12 protein-coding genes and 1 pseudogene are annotated in these 16200 nt (G+C 72.9%); 1 reads left to right on the top strand and 12 read right to left on the bottom strand.

Annotation, left to right across the window (positions count from 1 at the left end; genetic code table 11):
* Positions 1-45: 45 nt before the first annotated feature.
* The 11 genes from P3T37_RS26370 to P3T37_RS26320 all read right to left on the bottom strand — a co-directional run bounded on the left by P3T37_RS26370 (position 46) and on the right by P3T37_RS26320 (position 14733).
* The gene (locus tag P3T37_RS26370; RefSeq protein WP_280726373.1) at positions 46-669 is read right to left on the bottom strand and encodes a class F sortase; all 624 of its coding nucleotides are present in this window, start codon (positions 667-669) and stop codon (positions 46-48) included.
* A gap of 28 nt (positions 670-697) precedes the next feature.
* On the bottom strand, positions 698-1129 hold the full coding sequence (locus P3T37_RS26365) for a sortase-dependent protein (RefSeq protein WP_280726372.1): 432 nt from the start codon (positions 1127-1129) through the stop codon (positions 698-700).
* A gap of 143 nt (positions 1130-1272) precedes the next feature.
* The gene (locus P3T37_RS26360) at positions 1273-3075 is read right to left on the bottom strand and encodes a GMC family oxidoreductase (RefSeq protein ID WP_280726371.1); all 1803 of its coding nucleotides are present in this window, start codon (positions 3073-3075) and stop codon (positions 1273-1275) included.
* A 17-nt stretch (positions 3076-3092) separates the two neighbouring features.
* The gene (locus tag P3T37_RS26355) at positions 3093-4724 is read right to left on the bottom strand and encodes a succinic semialdehyde dehydrogenase (RefSeq protein ID WP_280726370.1); all 1632 of its coding nucleotides are present in this window, start codon (positions 4722-4724) and stop codon (positions 3093-3095) included.
* Positions 4725-4777: 53 nt separating this feature from the next.
* Positions 4778-6538 (bottom strand): serine/threonine-protein kinase, encoded by a 1761-nt coding sequence (locus P3T37_RS26350; RefSeq protein ID WP_280726369.1) that lies wholly within the window; start codon positions 6536-6538, stop codon positions 4778-4780.
* Positions 6539-6779: 241 nt separating this feature from the next.
* Positions 6780-7895, bottom strand: coding sequence for a protein kinase (locus P3T37_RS26345; protein WP_280726368.1), 1116 nt, complete (start codon positions 7893-7895; stop codon positions 6780-6782).
* A 15-nt stretch (positions 7896-7910) separates the two neighbouring features.
* Positions 7911-9836: a serine/threonine-protein kinase gene (locus P3T37_RS26340; protein ID WP_280726367.1), complete on the bottom strand. Its 1926-nt coding sequence runs from the start codon at positions 9834-9836 to the stop codon at positions 7911-7913.
* Between the two features lie 258 nt (positions 9837-10094).
* The gene (locus tag P3T37_RS26335; RefSeq protein ID WP_280726366.1) at positions 10095-11210 is read right to left on the bottom strand and encodes a GuaB3 family IMP dehydrogenase-related protein; all 1116 of its coding nucleotides are present in this window, start codon (positions 11208-11210) and stop codon (positions 10095-10097) included.
* A 123-nt stretch (positions 11211-11333) separates the two neighbouring features.
* Positions 11334-12836: an IMP dehydrogenase gene (gene guaB / locus P3T37_RS26330; protein ID WP_280726365.1), complete on the bottom strand. Its 1503-nt coding sequence runs from the start codon at positions 12834-12836 to the stop codon at positions 11334-11336.
* Between the two features lie 318 nt (positions 12837-13154).
* Positions 13155-13847 carry an RNA polymerase sigma factor ShbA gene (shbA, locus tag P3T37_RS26325; RefSeq protein WP_280726364.1) on the bottom strand — a complete coding sequence of 231 codons (693 nt, stop codon included), beginning with the start codon at positions 13845-13847 and terminating at the stop codon, positions 13155-13157.
* Between the two features lie 274 nt (positions 13848-14121).
* Positions 14122-14733, bottom strand: a complete 612-nt coding sequence (locus P3T37_RS26320) for a response regulator transcription factor (protein ID WP_014136228.1) — start codon at positions 14731-14733, stop codon at positions 14122-14124.
* Between the two features lie 527 nt (positions 14734-15260).
* Between P3T37_RS26320 and P3T37_RS26315 the strand changes: the two genes are divergently transcribed.
* Positions 15261-15575, top strand: a complete 315-nt coding sequence (locus tag P3T37_RS26315) for a WhiB family transcriptional regulator (protein ID WP_035800907.1) — start codon at positions 15261-15263, stop codon at positions 15573-15575.
* Positions 15576-15639: 64 nt separating this feature from the next.
* Here P3T37_RS26315 and P3T37_RS26310 read toward each other — a convergent pair.
* Positions 15640-16098: pseudogene (locus P3T37_RS26310) on the bottom strand (LysR substrate-binding domain-containing protein); the annotation flags it as partial.
* Between the last annotated feature and the right edge of the window lie 102 nt (positions 16099-16200).

Genomic DNA, 16200 nt, shown 5'->3' with positions numbered 1-16200 from the left:
AAGTCTGCACGCCCGGCTCCCCCGCCCCCGTCGGCGCCCCCTGGGCTACCCGGTGATCAGGTCCGCGTAGACGACGATGTTGTCGGTGTAGTGCCCGTTGCTCGCCAGCGTCCCGCCGCAGGTGATCAGGCGCAGTTGCGGGGTGCTGGTGTTGCCGTAGACCAGCGCGGTCGGGAACGCGGTCTTCGCGTACTGTCCGAGCCCGCGCACCCGGTAGGAGACGGTGCTGCCGTCCTGGCGCCGGATGTCGATCCGGTCGCCCTGCCTCAGGTCCAGCAGGCGCGCGAAGACCGCCGGGCCCTTGGTGGTGTTGATGTGGCCGAGCAGCACGGCCGGGCCGACCTGGCCCGGCGCCGGACCGTTGCCGTACCAGTCGACCTGCCCCGGCTGGTTCATCGGCGGGGTCTCGACGGTGCCGTCGGCGTTCAGGCCGCCTGCGGCCACCGGGGCGTCCACCCCGATCCGCGGGACGGAGAGCCGCACCGGCGGCGAGACGGGACCGGACGCCGGGGGAGGCGGGGAGGAGGGCGGGGGTTCTGCTGCGGAAGCCGGGTCGTCTGCGGGCAGCTGGGCTGCGGCGCTGATCCGCACCGGGGGGTTGGCAGGGCTCTGGTCCAGCACCACCCCGCTCAGTACCAGCGCGAGCAGTCCGGCCGTCGCCGCCGGCACCCACGAGGGGCGCCGGCGGCGACGTGTACTAGCCGCGTGCGCCGGCACGGCGACGCACGACGGCGATGCCGACACCGGCCACGCCCACGGCGGCCAGCGCGCCACCGGCCGCCCAAGTGGTGCTGGAGTTGCCGGTGGTGCCCTCACCGGTCTGCGCGCCACCCTTGGGGACCACGCGCACCTGGCCACCGGCCGAGGGGGTCGCGGCGGGGCCGCTCGGCTTGACACTGGGCGTGCTGCTGGCGACGACACCGGGCGCGACACTTCCGCCGACGCTCGGCGCGCTGGAAGCCGAGGCGCTGGCGGTCGGGGTGCTGACGGCCGGGGCGACGGCAGCGCTGGGCGTCGGGCTCGGGCCGTCCGCGAAGGCGACCGACCCGGAGCCGGCCACCGCGGCGGCGACACCGAGGGAGACCAGCGCGAGACACAGGCCGCGTCGGACAGTCGTAGCACCTGACATGGGGAGTCCTCCGAGAGATCGTCACCCCGGCCCGACTGGCCGGGGGTTGACATCGCCTACGGTAGGAAGCGCCCGACTCGGTGCTCCGCCGACGCTGTAACACCTGTCGGCCGACTCTGTAACAACCCTGATCACCCTGGCTGTTACTTTTTCTTCGGCACCTTCGGGACGGCCAGCAGCGGCAGCCGCAGCTCCCCGAACGCCCCGGCCGGCACGGCCGCGCGCACCGGCTCCACCGCCGCCACCCGGCGGTACGGCTCGCCCTGCGCCGGACGCCGGTCCACCGCACCCTTGTTGGGCCACATCGACATCGCCCGCTCGGCCTGCGCGGTGATCGTCAGCGAGGGGTTGACCCCGAGGTTGGCGGAGATCGCCGAGCCGTCCACCACGCTGATCCCCGGGTGGCCGTAGAGGCGGTGGTACGGGTCGATCACGCCGTCCTGCGGGCTGTCGGCGATCGGGCAGCCGCCGATGAAGTGCGCGGTCATCGGGATGTCGAAGACGTCCCCGACGGTCCCGCCGGCGAAGCCGTTGATCTCCGCGGCGAGCGCCTTGGCGCCCTCCTCGGCAGCCGGGATCCAGGTCGGGTTCGGCGTTCCGTGCCCCTGACTCGACGTCAACTTGCCCTTGCCGAAGCCCTTCTGCTTCAGCGAGACGGTGATGGAGTTGTCCAGCGACTGCATCACCAGTCCGATGATGGTCCGCTCGGACCACTTCCGGTTGCTCAACGAGCGGGCGAACACCGTGGGTTGCTTGACCGCGGTGACACCGGCCCGCAGCCAGCGCGGACCGCGCCCGGCGCCCGGCACCTGGATGATCGACAGGAAGCCCATCGCGTTCGAGCCCTTGCCGTAGCGCACCGGCTCGATGTGGGTGTTCGCGTCCGGGTGGATGGACGAGGTGATCGCCACGCCCTTGGTGAAGTCCACCGGCCGGCCGTACCGCCGGTCGGTGGTCTGCGCACCCACCAGGGCCTCGGAGTTGGTGCGGGTGAGCTCGCCGAGCTTGGCCGAGATCCCGGGCAGCCGGCCCTGCTCGCGCATCGTGTGCAGCAGCGTCTGGGTCCCGTAGGTGCCGGCCGCGACCACCACCCTGGCAGCGGTCAGGGTGCGCGCCCCGGCCTGCTCGGCGCTGCGGGAACGGGCGTTGGTGCGCCGCACGTCCACCGCAAAGCCCTCGCCCTGCTCGCGGATCCGGGCCACCGTGGTGAGCGGGTGGATCTCGGCGCCGTTGGCCTCGGCCAGGTAGAGGTAGTTCTCGGTGAGCATGTTCTTGGCGCCGTGCCGGCAGCCCGTCATGCACTCGCCGCACTCCACGCAGGCCTTGCGGCGCGGCCCGGCACCGCCGAAGTACGGGTCCTCGACCTCGGTGCCCGGCGCGGCCTTCGCGCTGCCGTCGGCGTCCCGACCGTCTCCGAAGAAGACCCCGACCGGCGCGAGGTGGAAGGTGTCGCCGACGCCCATCCGCTCGGCGGCGGCCTTCAGGTGGACGTCCGACGGGGTGGTGGTCGGGTTCGTCCGCACCCCCAGCATCCGCTGCGCCTGGTCGTAGAAGGGGGTCAACTCCTCTTCCCAGTTGGTGATGTGCTGCCACTGCCGGTCCTCGAAGAAGGCCTTCGGCGGGACGTACAGGGTGTTGGCGTAGTTGAGCGAGCCGCCGCCGACCCCGGCGCCGGCCAGCACCACCACGTTGGCCAGCAGGTGGATCCGCTGGATGCCGTAGAGCCCGAGGCCCGGCGCCCACAGGTAGTTGCGCACGTCCCAGGAGTTCCTGGGCAGTTCGTCCGCGGCGAACCGCCGGCCGGCCTCCAGCACGCCCACCCGGTAGCCCTTCTCGGTCAGCCGCAGCGCGGCCACCGAACCGCCGAAGCCCGACCCGACCACGATCACGTCGTAGTCGAAGCCGCCGTCCGGGTCCTGCGCGTGGTCCTCGGGCACAGCCGTCATCTCTCCCTCGTCGGCGGTCACTTGAATCCGAGCGCCTTCATGGCCCGCAGCCCCTTGCTGAGCAGCATGGCGAACTTCGCGTCGTCCAGGCCGTACGCGGGGGCGATCGGCATCAGCCGCTGAGTGGCGATGGTCTGGCCCTCGGTGTAGCGCAGGATGCCCTCGGCGCCGTGCCGCCGGCCGAGCCCGGAGTCTCCCATCCCGCCCATCGGCGAGGCCACCGAGCCGTACGCGGCCGCATAGCCCTCGTTGACGTTGACGGTGCCGGTGCGCAGTCGCGCCGCGACCGCCCGCCCGCGCCGCCCGTCCTTCGTCCAGACGCTCGAATTCAGGCCGTACGGCGTCGAGTTGGCGACGGTTACGGCCTCGTCCTCGGTGTCGAACCGGTAGACCGAGACCACCGGGCCGAAGGTCTCCTCGGTGCAGACCGCCATGTCGGGGGTGACCCCGTCCAGGATGGTCGGCTCGAAGAAGAGCGGGCCGAGCTCCGGACGCGCCTGCCCGCCGGCCAGCACGGTGGCGCCCGCCTTGACCGCCTCCTCGACGTGCCGGACGGTCACCTCCAGCTGCCGCTCGGAGCTCAGCGAGCCCATCTCCGCGCCGTACGCCAGGCCGCCGCCCAGCCGCATCGCCCGGGTCCGCTCGGCGAACTTCGCCAGGAACACCTCCGCCACCGAGCGGTGCACGAAGAGCCGCTCGACCGAGACGCAGAGCTGCCCGGCGGAGGAGAAGCAGGCCCGCACCGCGCCGTCGACCGCGCGGTCCAGGTCGGCGTCTGCCAGCACCAGCATGGCGTTCTTGCCGCCCAGCTCCAGCGAGGCGCCGACCAGGCGGGCCGCGGCCTGCTGCGCCACCTCCCGGCCGGTGCGGGTGGAGCCGGTGAACGAGACGTAGTCCGCCCGCTCGACCACGGCCGGGCCGATCACCGGTCCGTCGCCGATCACGATCTGCCACAGGTCGGCCGGCAGCCCGGCCTCGATCAGCAGCTCACGGGCCCAGAGCGCGGTCAGCGCGGTCTGGGTGTCGGGCTTGTTGACCACCCCGTTGCCGGCCGCGAAGGCCGGCAGCGCGTCGCCGACGGAGAGCTCCAGCGGGTAGTTCCACGGCGAGATCTGCCCGATCACGCCCTTGGGCCGGCGTGCCTCGATGGTGTGCGTCAGGACGGGGATGGCGCCGCCTCGGCGGCGGTCGCGCAGCAGCGAGGGGGCGGTCCGCCCGTAGTAGCGCGCCACCATGACGACCGCGAGCACCTCGTCGAAGGCGTGCAGCCGGGACTTGCCGGTCTCCGCCTGGACCAGGTCGAGCACCTCGTCCTGCCGCTTGAGCAGCAGGTCGTGGAAGCGCAGCAGGACGGCCGCGCGCCGGCGCAGCGGCAGCGCCGCCCAGGCCTTCTGCGCGCGCCGGGCGAGCCCGAACGCCGTCTCGACGTCCGCCGGGGTCGACCGCGGCAGGGTGGCCAGCAGCTCGCCGGTCAGCGGCGCGGTGGTCTGCACCGTGTCCGGGTTCTGGCCCTCCACACCGCCCGCGGTGACCCCGCGGGCCAACCGGGAGATCAGGGACTGGGGGACCGCCGAGGCGACCGTACGGCCGGCGCCCGGGGCCACAGGGTTGCGGCCGCCGCCGCGGCTCTCTGCCGAGATGTCCGTCATGGGCGCAGCCTAGGCCCTGGAGCGACGGTTAGATACCCGTCGGTAACAGGAAACTAGTGCGTAACGGTGAAGTTGTTGAGCAAAGCAATAAAGCGCGCCTCGGTCACCGTGGCGTCCCCCAGCGGCCCGGAGGACAGCATCGCGTAGGAGGTGCCGTCGGAGTCCGTGAACTCCTCCTCGAAGTCCTGGCGCGGTCCGGCGTTGGTGCACATCGAGGCGGGGCAGGTGAAGGTCCACACCCACTTCGCCGCCGGGTGGCCGTGCACCTGCGTCGCCGCCATGCTCACCCGGTGGTAGTCCTTGTACTTCTGGATGTTGTCGCCCTCCAGGGACTGCAGGTGGGCCAGCGGCGTCTCCCCCGCGCCCACCGTGACAGCGAACTGGATCAGGTGCCGCTGGCCGTCCGGGGTGTAGTAGATGTTGTTGTTGCGCATCGAGCGGCCCCAGGTGCCGCCGGTCGTCGGCAGCAGGAAGCGGAAGCCCTGCTCGTCCTGCTGCCAGACGTAGCCGGCCGGCGGGGAGTCCAGCGGGACGGGCGAGGCGGTGACGTCCTCCGAGGCCGTCGGGCTGCTCGTGGTGACCGGGATGGACGGCGGCGGACCTGCCGTGAGCGTGCTGGTCCGGTTCAGACCGCCGTTCGCCACGAAGGCGGCCGTCCCGGCCAGCACCGCGGCCAGCAGCCCGACGAGCGCCAGCCGCAGGCCGGACCGCCGGCGGCGGACCGGCTGCTCGGCGGCGGGCCGGGCCTGTGTCGGCGCGGTCGAGGAGAGCTCGCTCTGCCGGGGCGGCGGCGGGCCGACCGGCCCCGGCGCGGCCTCGACCACGTTGCGGTCCACCACCGGCACCTGCTGGGTGGGTGTGCGCGGCTGCTCGCGGGGGGTCCGCTTGATGTCGATGGTGTGCCCGGCGGTCACCTCGGCCAGCATCCGCAGCGCCTCGTCGGCACTGGGCCGGTCGGCCACCTCCCGGGCCAGCAGCGCCGCCAGCACCGGTCCCAGCGCGCCCGCCCGCTTCGGCTCCGGCAGCGGCTCGGAGACCACCGCGGCCAACGTGCTGATCGGCGAGTCGCGGCGGAAGGGGGACTGGCCCTCCACCGCCGCGTACAGCGTGGCGCCCAGGCCCCAGATGTCCGAGGCCGGACCGGGACGCTCGCCCTGGGCCCGTTCGGGCGCCAGGTAGTCGGGCGAACCGACCAGGTCGCCCGGCCGGGTCAGCTCGCCGGAGCCCTCCAGGGCCGCGATGCCGAAGTCCAGCAGCACCGCCCGCCCGGTGCCGTGCTCCAGCAGGACGTTTGCGGGCTTGACGTCGCGGTGCAGCACGCCGAGCTGGTGGCCGCGGTGCAGCGCGGCGAGCACCTGCGCGCCGACCTCTGCGGCGTCGCGCGGCGCGAGCGTGCCGTCCTGGGAGATCACGTCGGCCAGCGAGCGGCCGTCGACCAGCTCCATGACGATCCACGGCCGGCCGTCCTGCTCCAGCACGTCGTGAATGGTGATCACGCCAGGGTGCTTGATCCGGGCCGCGGCCCGGGCCTCCTGCTTCATCCGGGACTGCAGGATCGCCAGATCCTCCTCGGGGAGGTGGCTGACCGTCAGCTCCTTGACCGCCACCTCGCGGTCCAGCATCCGGTCCTTGGCCCGCCAGACCGTCCCCATGCCGCCGCGGCCGAGCCGCTCCCCCAGCTCGTAGCGGCCGGCCAGCATCCGCTGGGTGGATTCGACGGCGGGTTCGGCCGGCCGTGCGGACGGCTGCGCAGCCGGTACGGATACGTCCGACTCGGCCACGCTCTCTGCCCCGACCTGGTCCTGTCCACTCATGGCGACCGCTCCCCCTCTTCGGTGCACCACGCGACTGATCACCGTTCGAACAATGTCTCCCCCACAGATTAGGCGCCCAGCCCAACGGTCGACGTCGCGACCCGGCCACGTGATCCCCTCGTGACCGTCCGCCCGCTAACCACCCAGCAGGGCGAACAATGTCTCCCCCACAGATTAGGCGCCCTGTCCAACGGTCGACGTCGCGACCCGGCCACGTGATCCCCTCGTGACCGTCCGCCCGCTAACCACCCAGCAGGACCAGCGCGGCGAGCGCCAGCAGCATCGCCGTCAGCACCCCGCCGACCAGCAGGACGGGCGACGGCGCGGCCGGGCCGGTCCTGGCGTGCCGGGCGGCGTGCTCGGGTGCCACCACCTGCGCCGATGTCCGGCGGCGGATCGTCAGCGGCCGGGAGGGGCGCAGCACCGGCAGGCTCGAAGGCGCCGGCCGGTACGGCTCGGGGGCGGTGGCCAGCAGCTCGGTGAGCCAGACCCGGATCCCCTCGGCGTCCGGGCGCTGCGCCGGATCGGTCGCGAGCAGCCGGTCGACCAGCGGCCGCAGCGAGCCGCAGCCCTCGGTGGAGTCCGGCACGCCGGCCCGCACCGCGGCGAACAGCGCGGTCGGGCTCTGCTCGGGGAACGGCCCGCGGCCGGTCAGCAGCCGGTACACCAGCACGCCCAGCGCCCAGCAGTCGGCGGGCTCCCCGGCGACACCGGGCGCGCCGAGCAGCTCCGGCGGCCAGCGCTCGGCGCGGACCCCGGCCAGTTCGGTGCGGGCCTGGGTCCAGCGCCGTCCGTCGGTGCCGCCGAGCGCCCGGGCCAGCGCCTCCTGCGCCACGCCGAGCGCATGGCCGCCGAGCAGCGCGGCGCCGTCCTCGCAGACCACTACCTGCTCGATCCCGAGATTGCCGTGCACCCGGCCCTCGGTGTGCACGGCCCGCAGCGCGCCCGCCAGGTCCGAGGCCAGCTCGGCCACCCGGTAGGGCGGGAGCCGGCCGTCCTCCAGCAGCTGCGCGAGCGGGACGGCGGGCGGCAGCTCGCCGGCGACCCAGACCGTGCCGTCCTGCGCGACCACGTCGTAGGCCTGCCGCAACCGCGGGTGCTCGGGGCAGCCGGCGATCGCCGCCGCCACCTCCGCGAGGATGCCCGCCGGGTCCAGCCAGCGGCCGTCGGCTGCCGGTTCGTCTGTCTTGTAGAGGTCGACGGCGAGCACCTCGGGGAGTTCAAGCCCCTCGAGGAGCACCCGGCCGCCGGTACGGCCGTCGTACGCGTACCGGCACTCGCCCGGGGCGACCGACGGCTCCGGGCCGTCCGTCACCTGGTAGCGGCCTGCCACCGTCTGTCCCGGGCTGGGGAGCACGGTTGTCCCCTCTCGCTAGGGAGCGGGCTGGAAGCTGGCGAATCCGGTCGCCCGGGCCTGGCTGAGCTCGGGCGAGTTCCAGTCGCTGTCGTTCGCCGTCCAGTAGAGCGCATAACCGTACTTGCCGGTGACGAAGCCCCGGTTGAGTGAGTGCCGCAGGGTGCCCGAACCGAACGTCCACTCCCAGTCGGAGGCGTTGCTCCACTGCCCGTAGGTGATCGCCTTGAGCTGGACCCGCTGGTAGTTGCTGACGCTGTTGCGGACCGAGGGCTCCTCCTGCTGCCAGGCGGCGACCGCGCTGGGCCCGGGCGAGGTGGTCCAGTCGACCTGGAGCCGCACGCCGTTGCCGTCGAACACATGGCTGGTCGCGCTGGAGGCGCCGGCGTCGAAGACCAGCCAGCTGGGCAGCTGGATCGAGAAGCCCGAGGAGTCCTTGTAGAGCTGATAACCCGCGGGAGCGTCGGGCGTGGCGTCCGGCGTCGGGGTCGGTGGCGGAGTCGGCGACCCGGCCTGTGCCCCGGCCTGCGGCGCGGACGGCGAGGCGGGCGGGCTCGAGCCGGCCGCGGGCGACGCGGCGGGGTCGGCGGAGGTCGCCGGCGCGACGGGCGGCGGCGCCTGGGACGCGGCCGAGGCGGGCGCCCCGGCCGTGGTCGCGGGAGCGGTAGAGGGCGGCGTGGCGGCCTTGGCGGTCCTGTTGGCCGCGCCGTCGGAGCCCTGCGCCAGCCAGACGCCGCCGGCTATCAGCAGCAGCACCGCCAGCACCGCGGCCAGCAGCTGCCAGCGCCGCCGGCTGCGGGTGCCGAGTCCGAGCGTCGCGCTGCGTGACCAGGTCCCGGTCTCGGCGAGCTCCGGCGGGACGGCAGCGGGGGCGGGAGCGGGGGCCGGGTCGGCGTCCGCCGCGGCGAGTGCGCTGCCCACCCGGACGGTGCTCAGGCCGGGCACGCCCTTCTTCCGCGGCTTCTCCGGAACCGGCTTGTCCGCCTTCGGCTTCTCCACCTTCGGCTTCTCCGCGGCAGCCTTCACCTCGACAGCCGCAGCCTTGGGCGCTGACGGCTTCTCAGCATCCTTCGCCGGCAGGGCCAGCACCGTGGTCGACTCCGCCTTGGCCGTCGCCTCGGCGATGATCCGCCGCAGCATCGACCGGGTCGTCGAGGCGTCCAGCCGCTTCACCGGGTCCTTGTCGAGCAGGCCCTCGATCACCGCCCGCAGCGGACCGGCGTTGGCCGGCGGCGGCAGCTCCTCCGTCATCACCGCGGTGAGCGTGGCCAGCGCCGAGCCCCGGTCGTACGGCGGGGTGCCCTCGACCATCGCGTAGAGCGTCCCGCCCAGCGACCAGAGGTCGGCCGGCGGTCCGGGCTTCTGGCCGCGGGCGCGCTCCGGCGAGATGTACGAGGGCGCGCCGACCAGCATCCCGGTGGAGGTGACCGAGGTGTCCCCCTCCACGCTGGCGATGCCGAAGTCGGTCAGCACCACCCGGCCGTCCTCGCCGATCAGCACGTTGGACGGCTTGACGTCGCGGTGCAGGATCCCGTGGCTGTGCGCGGCGCCGAGCACGCCGAGCAGGTCGAGCGCGATCTCGGCGGCCCGGGCGGGCGCCACCGGCCCGTCCTCCTTGATCACCTCGGCCAGCGAGCGGCCGTCCACAAGTTCCATCACGATCCACGGCCGGTCGTCCTCCTCGACCACGTCGAAGACGGTGACGGCGGCGGCGTGCCGGATCCGGGCGGTGGCCTTGGCCTCGCGCAGCGTACGGACGATCAGACGGTGCTTCTCGTCGTCGTCGACGCCGCCGTGCATGCGCAGTTCCTTCACCGCGACGATCCGGCCCAGCATCTCGTCCTCGGCCCGCCAGACGGTCCCCATGCCTCCGCTGCCGAGGATCGAGTCGAGCCGGTAGCGGCCGGCCAGGACTCGTCCTGAAGTGCCCTGCGGCTGGGTCATTCGGGCGTTCCCCCATGTGCTGCTGCCGGTCGGGTGACGGGCCGTCGGGTCTTTCACACGACACCTGGACGGCCAAGCCTCCATCATCCCCTGTACCCGGGGCGTTTGTTCACTCGGCCCCTGGGTTTGTCGCCTCTGGCCGGAATGTCGTGTTCCCGAACCGCCCCCACAAGCAGGACGGTGCGGCCGCCCCATGGACGACCGCACCGGCCTCGCACCCGTTCGCCCGAGTGATGACCCACCACTCGGAGCGTCTCATCAGCGGTGGCTGACCGTCACCTCGACGCGCTGGAACTCCTTCAGCTCGGAGTAGCCGGTGGTGGCCATCGCCCGGCGCAGCGCGCCGAAGAGGTTCATCGTGCCGTCGGGGGTGTGCGACGGACCGGTCAGGATCTCCTCGGTCGTGCCGACCGTGCCGAGGTTGACGCGCTTCCCGCGCGGCACCTCCTCGTGCACGGCCTCCATGCCCCAGTGGAAGCCCTGGCCGGGCGCGTCGGTGGCGCGCGCCAGCGCGGCACCGATCATCACGGCGTCGGCGCCGCAGGCCACGGCCTTGGCGATGTCGCCGCTGTAGCCGACCCCGCCGTCCGCGATCACGTGCACGTAGCGGCCGCCGGACTCGTCCATGTAGTCGCGGCGGGCCGCGGCCACGTCGGCGACCGCGGTCGCCATCGGCACCTGGATGCCGAGCACGGCGCGGGTGGTGTGCGCCGCGCCGCCGCCGAAGCCGACCAGCACGCCGGCCGCGCCGGTGCGCATCAGGTGCAGCGCCGCGGTGTAGGTGGCGCAGCCGCCGACGATCACCGGGACGTCCAGCTCGTAGATGAACTGCTTCAGGTTCAGCGGCTCGGCCGCACCCGACACGTGCTCGGCGGAGACCGTGGTGCCGCGGATCACGAAGACGTCCACGCCCGCGTCCACGACCGCCTTGGAGAACTCGGCGGTGCGCTGCGGGGAGAGCGCGGCCGCGGTGACGACACCGGAGTCGCGGACCTCCTTGATCCGCTTGCCGATCAGGTCGGCCTGGATCGGCGCGGCGTAGATCTCCTGCAGCCGGCGGGTGGCGACGGCCTGGTCGGGGATCTCGGCGATCTCGTCCAGCAGCGACTGCGGGTCCTCGTAACGGGTCCACAGGCCTTCGAGGTTGAGCACCCCGAGGCCGCCCAGGTTGCCGATGGTGATGGCCTGCGCGGGCGAGACCACGCTGTCCATCGGGGCCGCCAGGAAGGGCAGCTCGAAACGGTAGGCGTCGATCTGCCAGGCGATCGAGACCTCCTTCGGGTCCCGGGTCCGGCGGCTGGGGACGACGGCGATGTCGTCGAAGGAGTACGCCCGACGGCCGCGCTTGCCTCGCCCGATCTCGATCTCAGTCACTTCGAGCCTCTCTGCTTCTTGCTGCTCACAATCGCCCCCCAGTATCCCGGACGCCCGGCCCGGCTGCGCACGAAGGCCCGCCACCTGGACGGTGGCGGGCCTTCACGGGGTCGATCGGGTCGATCAGCGGCTGTGGTAGTTCGGCGCCTCGACGGTCATCTGGATGTCGTGCGGGTGGCTCTCCTTGAGACCGGCGGAGGTGATCCGGACGAACCGGCCCTTGCTCTCCATCTCGGCCACGGTCGCCGCGCCCACGTAGCCCATGGTCTGCCGCAGGCCGCCGACCAGCTGGTGCAGCACCGCGGAGAGCGGGCCGCGGTAGGGCACCTGGCCCTCGATGCCCTCGGGGACGAGCTTGTCGTCCGAGCCCACCTCGGCCTGGAAGTAGCGGTCCTTGGAGTACGAGCGGCCCTGGCCGCGCGACTGCATGGCGCCCAGCGAGCCCATGCCGCGGTAGGACTTGAACTGCTTGCCGTTGATGAAGAGCAGCTCGCCCGGCGACTCCTCGCAGCCGGCCAGCAGGCTGCCCAGCATCACGGTGTCGGCACCGGCGGCCAGCGCCTTGCCGATGTCGCCGGAGTACTGCAGGCCGCCGTCGCCGATCACCGGCACGCCGGCCGCGCGACAGGCCACGGCCGCCTCGTAGATCGCCGTCACCTGCGGGACGCCGATGCCGGCCACCACGCGGGTGGTGCAGATCGAGCCCGGGCCGACGCCGACCTTGACGCCGTCCACGCCGGCGTCGATCAGCGCCTGCGCGCCGTCCCGGGTGGCGACGTTGCCGCCGACGACGTCCACCCGGACGGCCGACTTGATCTTCGCCATCCACTCCAGCGCGTTGCTGTTGTGGCCGTGCGAGGTGTCCACCACCAGGAAGTCCACGCCGGCCTCGACCAGCGCCTGCGCCCGGTCGAAGGCCTCCGCGCTGGCACCGACGGCGGCGCCGACCAGCAGCCGGCCCTCGGCGTCCTTGGCGGCCATCGGGTACTTCTCCGCCTTGACGAAGTCCTTGACGGTGATCAGGCCCTTGATCCGGCCCTCGTCGTCGACCAGCGGCAGCTTCTCGATCTTGTGGCGGCGCAGCAGGCCGATGGCGTCCTCGCCGGAGATGCCGACCTTGCCGGTGATCAGCGGCATCGGGGTCATGATCTCGCGGACCTTGCGGCTGCGGTCCGACTCGAAGGCCATGTCGCGGTTGGTGACGATGCCGAGCAGCTTGCCGCTCTCGTCGGCGATCGGCACACCGCTGATCCGGAACTTGGCGCAGAGCGCGTCGGCCTCGCCGAGCGTGGTCTCCGGGCCCACCGTGATCGGGTCGGTGACCATGCCGGACTCGGAGCGCTTGACCAGGTCGACCTGGTTGGCCTGGTCCTCGATGGAGAGGTTGCGGTGCAGCACGCCGACGCCGCCCTGGCGGGCCATCGCGATGGCCATCCGGGCCTCGGTGACCTTGTCCATCGCCGCGGAGAGCAGCGGGATGTTCACCTGGACGTTGCGCGACACCCGCGAGGCGGTCGCGACCTGGTTCGGCAGCACCGACGAGGCCCCGGGCAGCAGCAGGACGTCGTCGTAGGTGAGCCCGAGCATGGCGAACTTCTCGGGTACACCTGCGGCGTTGTAAGACATGTGGGGGGCACCTTCCCGTGGCCGGCCGTGTCGATCTGGTCGCGCCCTGCTGAGGGTCGGAGGGCGCGTTGCTCGCTCCGTGCGGGCGGTCGGCGGCCGTGGTGACGGCCCGACGAACCCGCGCGCTCACCGACTCCGGTCCAGGCCGCCAGAAGCACCGCACTTGGAGGAACATCCAAGGAAATCCCGCGCTCGGGTGCGAATCTTTGGCCACCTGTCCAGGCGCCGATACCCCATGGTACTGGCACCGGGAATGTCAGCTCGCGCCCCCTTGACAACGACCTCCCCAGGTGAGCCATTCCGGCCACGGGACGACGCTTAGGCGGACTCCTCCGCGAGCGCCCGCAGGCGGCTGAGCGCCCGGTGCTGGGCCACCCGGACCGCGCCCGGCGACATCCCGAGCACCTCGCCGGTCTCCTCGGCGGAGAGCCCGGCGGCGATCCGCAGCAGCACCAGCTCGCGCTGGCGGGCGGGCAGGTTGGAGAGCAGCTCGCGCATCCAGGCGGCGTCGCTGCTGAGCAGCGCCCGCTCCTCGGGGCCGAGCGCCTCGTCGGGCAGCTCCGGCAGGTCGTCGGGAGGAATCACCGTCGAGCCGGGCCCGCGCATCGCGGCCCGCTGCAGATCGGCGATCTTGTGCGCCGCGATGCTGTACACGAAGGCCTCGAACGGGCGGCCCTCGTCGCGGTAGCGGGGCAGCGCGCAGAGCACGGCGACGCAGACCTCCTGGGCGACGTCGTCCACGTGGTGCCGGGCCCCGCCCGGCAGCCGGACCAGCCGGCCTCGGCAGTAGCGCAGCACCAGCGGATGGACGTAGGCCAACAGGGCGTCAGTGGCCGGACCCTCGCCGCGCACGGCGGCCCCCACCAACTCCGCGACCAGCGGCGACGTGCCGGTGTAGGTGCGCTGACGGCGGCCTCGGCCACCGCCGGACGACGGTTCGCCGGCCGGACCCTCGGGAAGGGCCCCGCTCGGGTCTGCCTCGCCGGGGTCGGCTACCTCGTCGTCACGCATCGGTCCATGGTGCCTGGTCGCGGCGGAAAACGTCGCACCGCGTCCGGAGTTGTGCACCTGAACGTTATCCACGACCGACACCGTCTCACCTCCCCCGTCCCCGGCGACCGGGGTACACCCGATCGCGGCCGCACGGTCCGCCGCAGTGCCTGTCCGCTGCTCCCCGAGGTGTTCCACCCCTCCATGGTGCAGCCTGTGGGCCGGAACGGCCTATATCCCGGCACGCCCCTCCCTCCGTTGCGAAGGAAAAGGGGCGCGCCGTGGCGTTCCGGTCTTAGCGGACCAGGCCCCAGCGGAAGCCGAGTGCCACCGCGTGCGCACGGTCCGAGGCGCCGAGCTTCTTGAAGAGCCGACGGGCGTGGGTCTTCACGGTGTCCTCGGAGAGGAAGAGCTCGCGACCGATCTCCGCGTTGCTCCGACCGTGGCTCATGCCCTCCAGCACCTGGATCTCACGCGCTGTCAGGGTGGGCGCCGCGCCCATGTCCGGGCTGCGCAGCCGACGGGGCGCCAGGCGCCAGGTCGGGTCCGCGAGCGCCTGCGTGACGGTGGCCCGCAGCTCGGCGCGCGAGGCGTCCTTGTGCAGGTAGCCGCGCGCCCCGGCGGCCACCGCGAGCGCCACGCCGTCGAGGTCCTCGGCGACGGTGAGCATGATGATGCGGGCGCCCGGGTCGGCCGACAGCAGTCGGCGGACCGTCTCGACCCCGCCGAGTCCGGGCATCCGGACGTCCATCAGGACGAGATCGGAGCGGTCGGCCACCCAGCGGCGGAGGACCTCCTCACCGTTCGTCGCCGTGGTCACCCGGTCGACACCGGGCACGGTCGCGACCGCGCGGCGCAGCGCCTCCCGGGCGAGCGGTGAATCGTCGCAAACGAGAACGGATGTCATGACCGTCCTCCGCAGCTGATCCGCGTCACGTTGAGCCTCCTGGCTGGTACGAATCTCTCCGACACGGCCTCTTCGGCGCCGGTACCCGATCGGATCGCCGGTCACCCCGCGATCGTTCCCGTCTCCCTGCGCCCGCCAACCGCCTCCGCACTTCCAACGACCGTCACTCGAATGAGTTACGGCTTTCAGGGCCATCTCCACCACTGTACGTGGCCGACCCATTACCGATCAGTCGCATCGCGGGTCGGCGGCCGCTCTTTTGCGCACGTGGCGCGCGGTGGGCGCGCGACGCGCACGCCGGAGTACGGCATCGGGAAGCCGCCGTCGCATCGCGCCCGACGCGCCGCGGGGCCCGGTCACGACACCGGCGTCATCAAACCTCATGCCCCGTACGCCCGTTTTCGCAGCTTTTGTACGATCATTGACTGTTGTGTAAGTCTGTGGGTGACTTGTCCAGTAGGTCTTCGTAAGTCATATTTCCAGGTGTCCATCCCGACGCCTCGATGCCTCGCCGAAGGGAATGAGCCATGGCAGATTTCTCCCGACTCCCCGGCCCGAACGCGGACCTGTGGGACTGGCAGCTCTCCGCCGCCTGCCGCGGCGTGGACAGTTCGCTCTTCTTCCACCCCGAGGGCGAACGCGGCGCCGCCCGCAGTTCGCGCGAGCAGAGCGCCAAGGAGGTCTGCATGCGGTGCCCGGTGCGCACCGAGTGCGCGGCGCACGCACTCGCGGTCCGCGAGCCGTACGGCGTGTGGGGAGGCCTCACCGAGGACGAGCGCGAGGAGCTGCAGGGCCGTTCGCGCAACCGGCTGATCGAGGTACCACTGACCGTCCGTCAGTGATGAAGAAACGTTTCTCCCGCTCCCGCTCCCACGCCCACTCCCCCAGCAGCAGTAGCCCCCTCCCTCAGCGACCGGCCGCCGTCTCGGCGAGCCGGTCGAGCATGAGCGCGACCGCCGGCACCTCGACCAGATCCGGCAGGGTCAGCGCGACCACCTCCCGGACCGCGGACCCGCCGGCCCCCGCGTGCACCGGGACCGCCGCCACCCCGTCGTACCGGACCGCCGCCAGCGCCAGCCGCGGGAGCACCGCGACCCCCAGCCCCGCCGCCACCAGGCCGACCACCGCCGGGTAGTCGTCGGTCGCGAAGTCGATCCGGGGCTCGAACCCGGCCCCCGCACAGAGCTCCACCAGATGCCCGCGGCACTGCGGGCAGCCCGCGATCCACTGCTCCTCGGCCAGCTCGGCCAGCGCCACCGGCCGCTGCTCGTCGCGGTCCGCGAGCCCGTGCCCGGCCGGCAGCAGGCCGACCAACGGGTCGTCAAGGAGCGGACGCACCACCAGGTCGGACCAGTCGTTGGCGGCCGCCGTCTCGGCGGCCCCCCACCGCCCCCCGGGCCCCCCCCCCCCGGGGGCCCCCGGCGCCACGGGCCCCCGCCCCGCCGCCACCCGCCCCCCCCCCCCGGC

The organism is Kitasatospora sp. MAA4 (assembly GCF_029893355.1).
Classification (GTDB): Bacteria; Actinomycetota; Actinomycetes; order Streptomycetales; family Streptomycetaceae; genus Kitasatospora.
Note: the sequence above shows the minus strand (reverse complement) of the source record. Positions and strands in the feature narration are given on the sequence as shown.

Excerpts from the sequence above, each read along its gene's own strand:
- P3T37_RS26365 (WP_280726372.1), bottom strand. The coding sequence starts at position 1,129 with ATGTCAGGTGCTACGACTGTCCGACGCGGCCTGTGTCTCGCGCTGGTC.
- P3T37_RS26360 (WP_280726371.1), bottom strand. The coding sequence starts at position 3,075 with ATGACGGCTGTGCCCGAGGACCACGCGCAGGACCCGGACGGCGGCTTC.
- P3T37_RS26355 (WP_280726370.1), bottom strand. The coding sequence starts at position 4,724 with ATGACGGACATCTCGGCAGAGAGCCGCGGCGGCGGCCGCAACCCTGTG.
- P3T37_RS26350 (WP_280726369.1), bottom strand. The coding sequence starts at position 6,538 with ATGAGTGGACAGGACCAGGTCGGGGCAGAGAGCGTGGCCGAGTCGGAC.
- P3T37_RS26340 (WP_280726367.1), bottom strand. The coding sequence starts at position 9,836 with ATGACCCAGCCGCAGGGCACTTCAGGACGAGTCCTGGCCGGCCGCTAC.
- guaB (WP_280726365.1), bottom strand. The coding sequence starts at position 12,836 with ATGTCTTACAACGCCGCAGGTGTACCCGAGAAGTTCGCCATGCTCGGG.
- shbA (WP_280726364.1), bottom strand. The coding sequence starts at position 13,847 with ATGCGTGACGACGAGGTAGCCGACCCCGGCGAGGCAGACCCGAGCGGG.
- P3T37_RS26320 (WP_014136228.1), bottom strand. The coding sequence starts at position 14,733 with ATGACATCCGTTCTCGTTTGCGACGATTCACCGCTCGCCCGGGAGGCG.
- P3T37_RS26315 (WP_035800907.1), top strand. The coding sequence starts at position 15,261 with ATGGCAGATTTCTCCCGACTCCCCGGCCCGAACGCGGACCTGTGGGAC.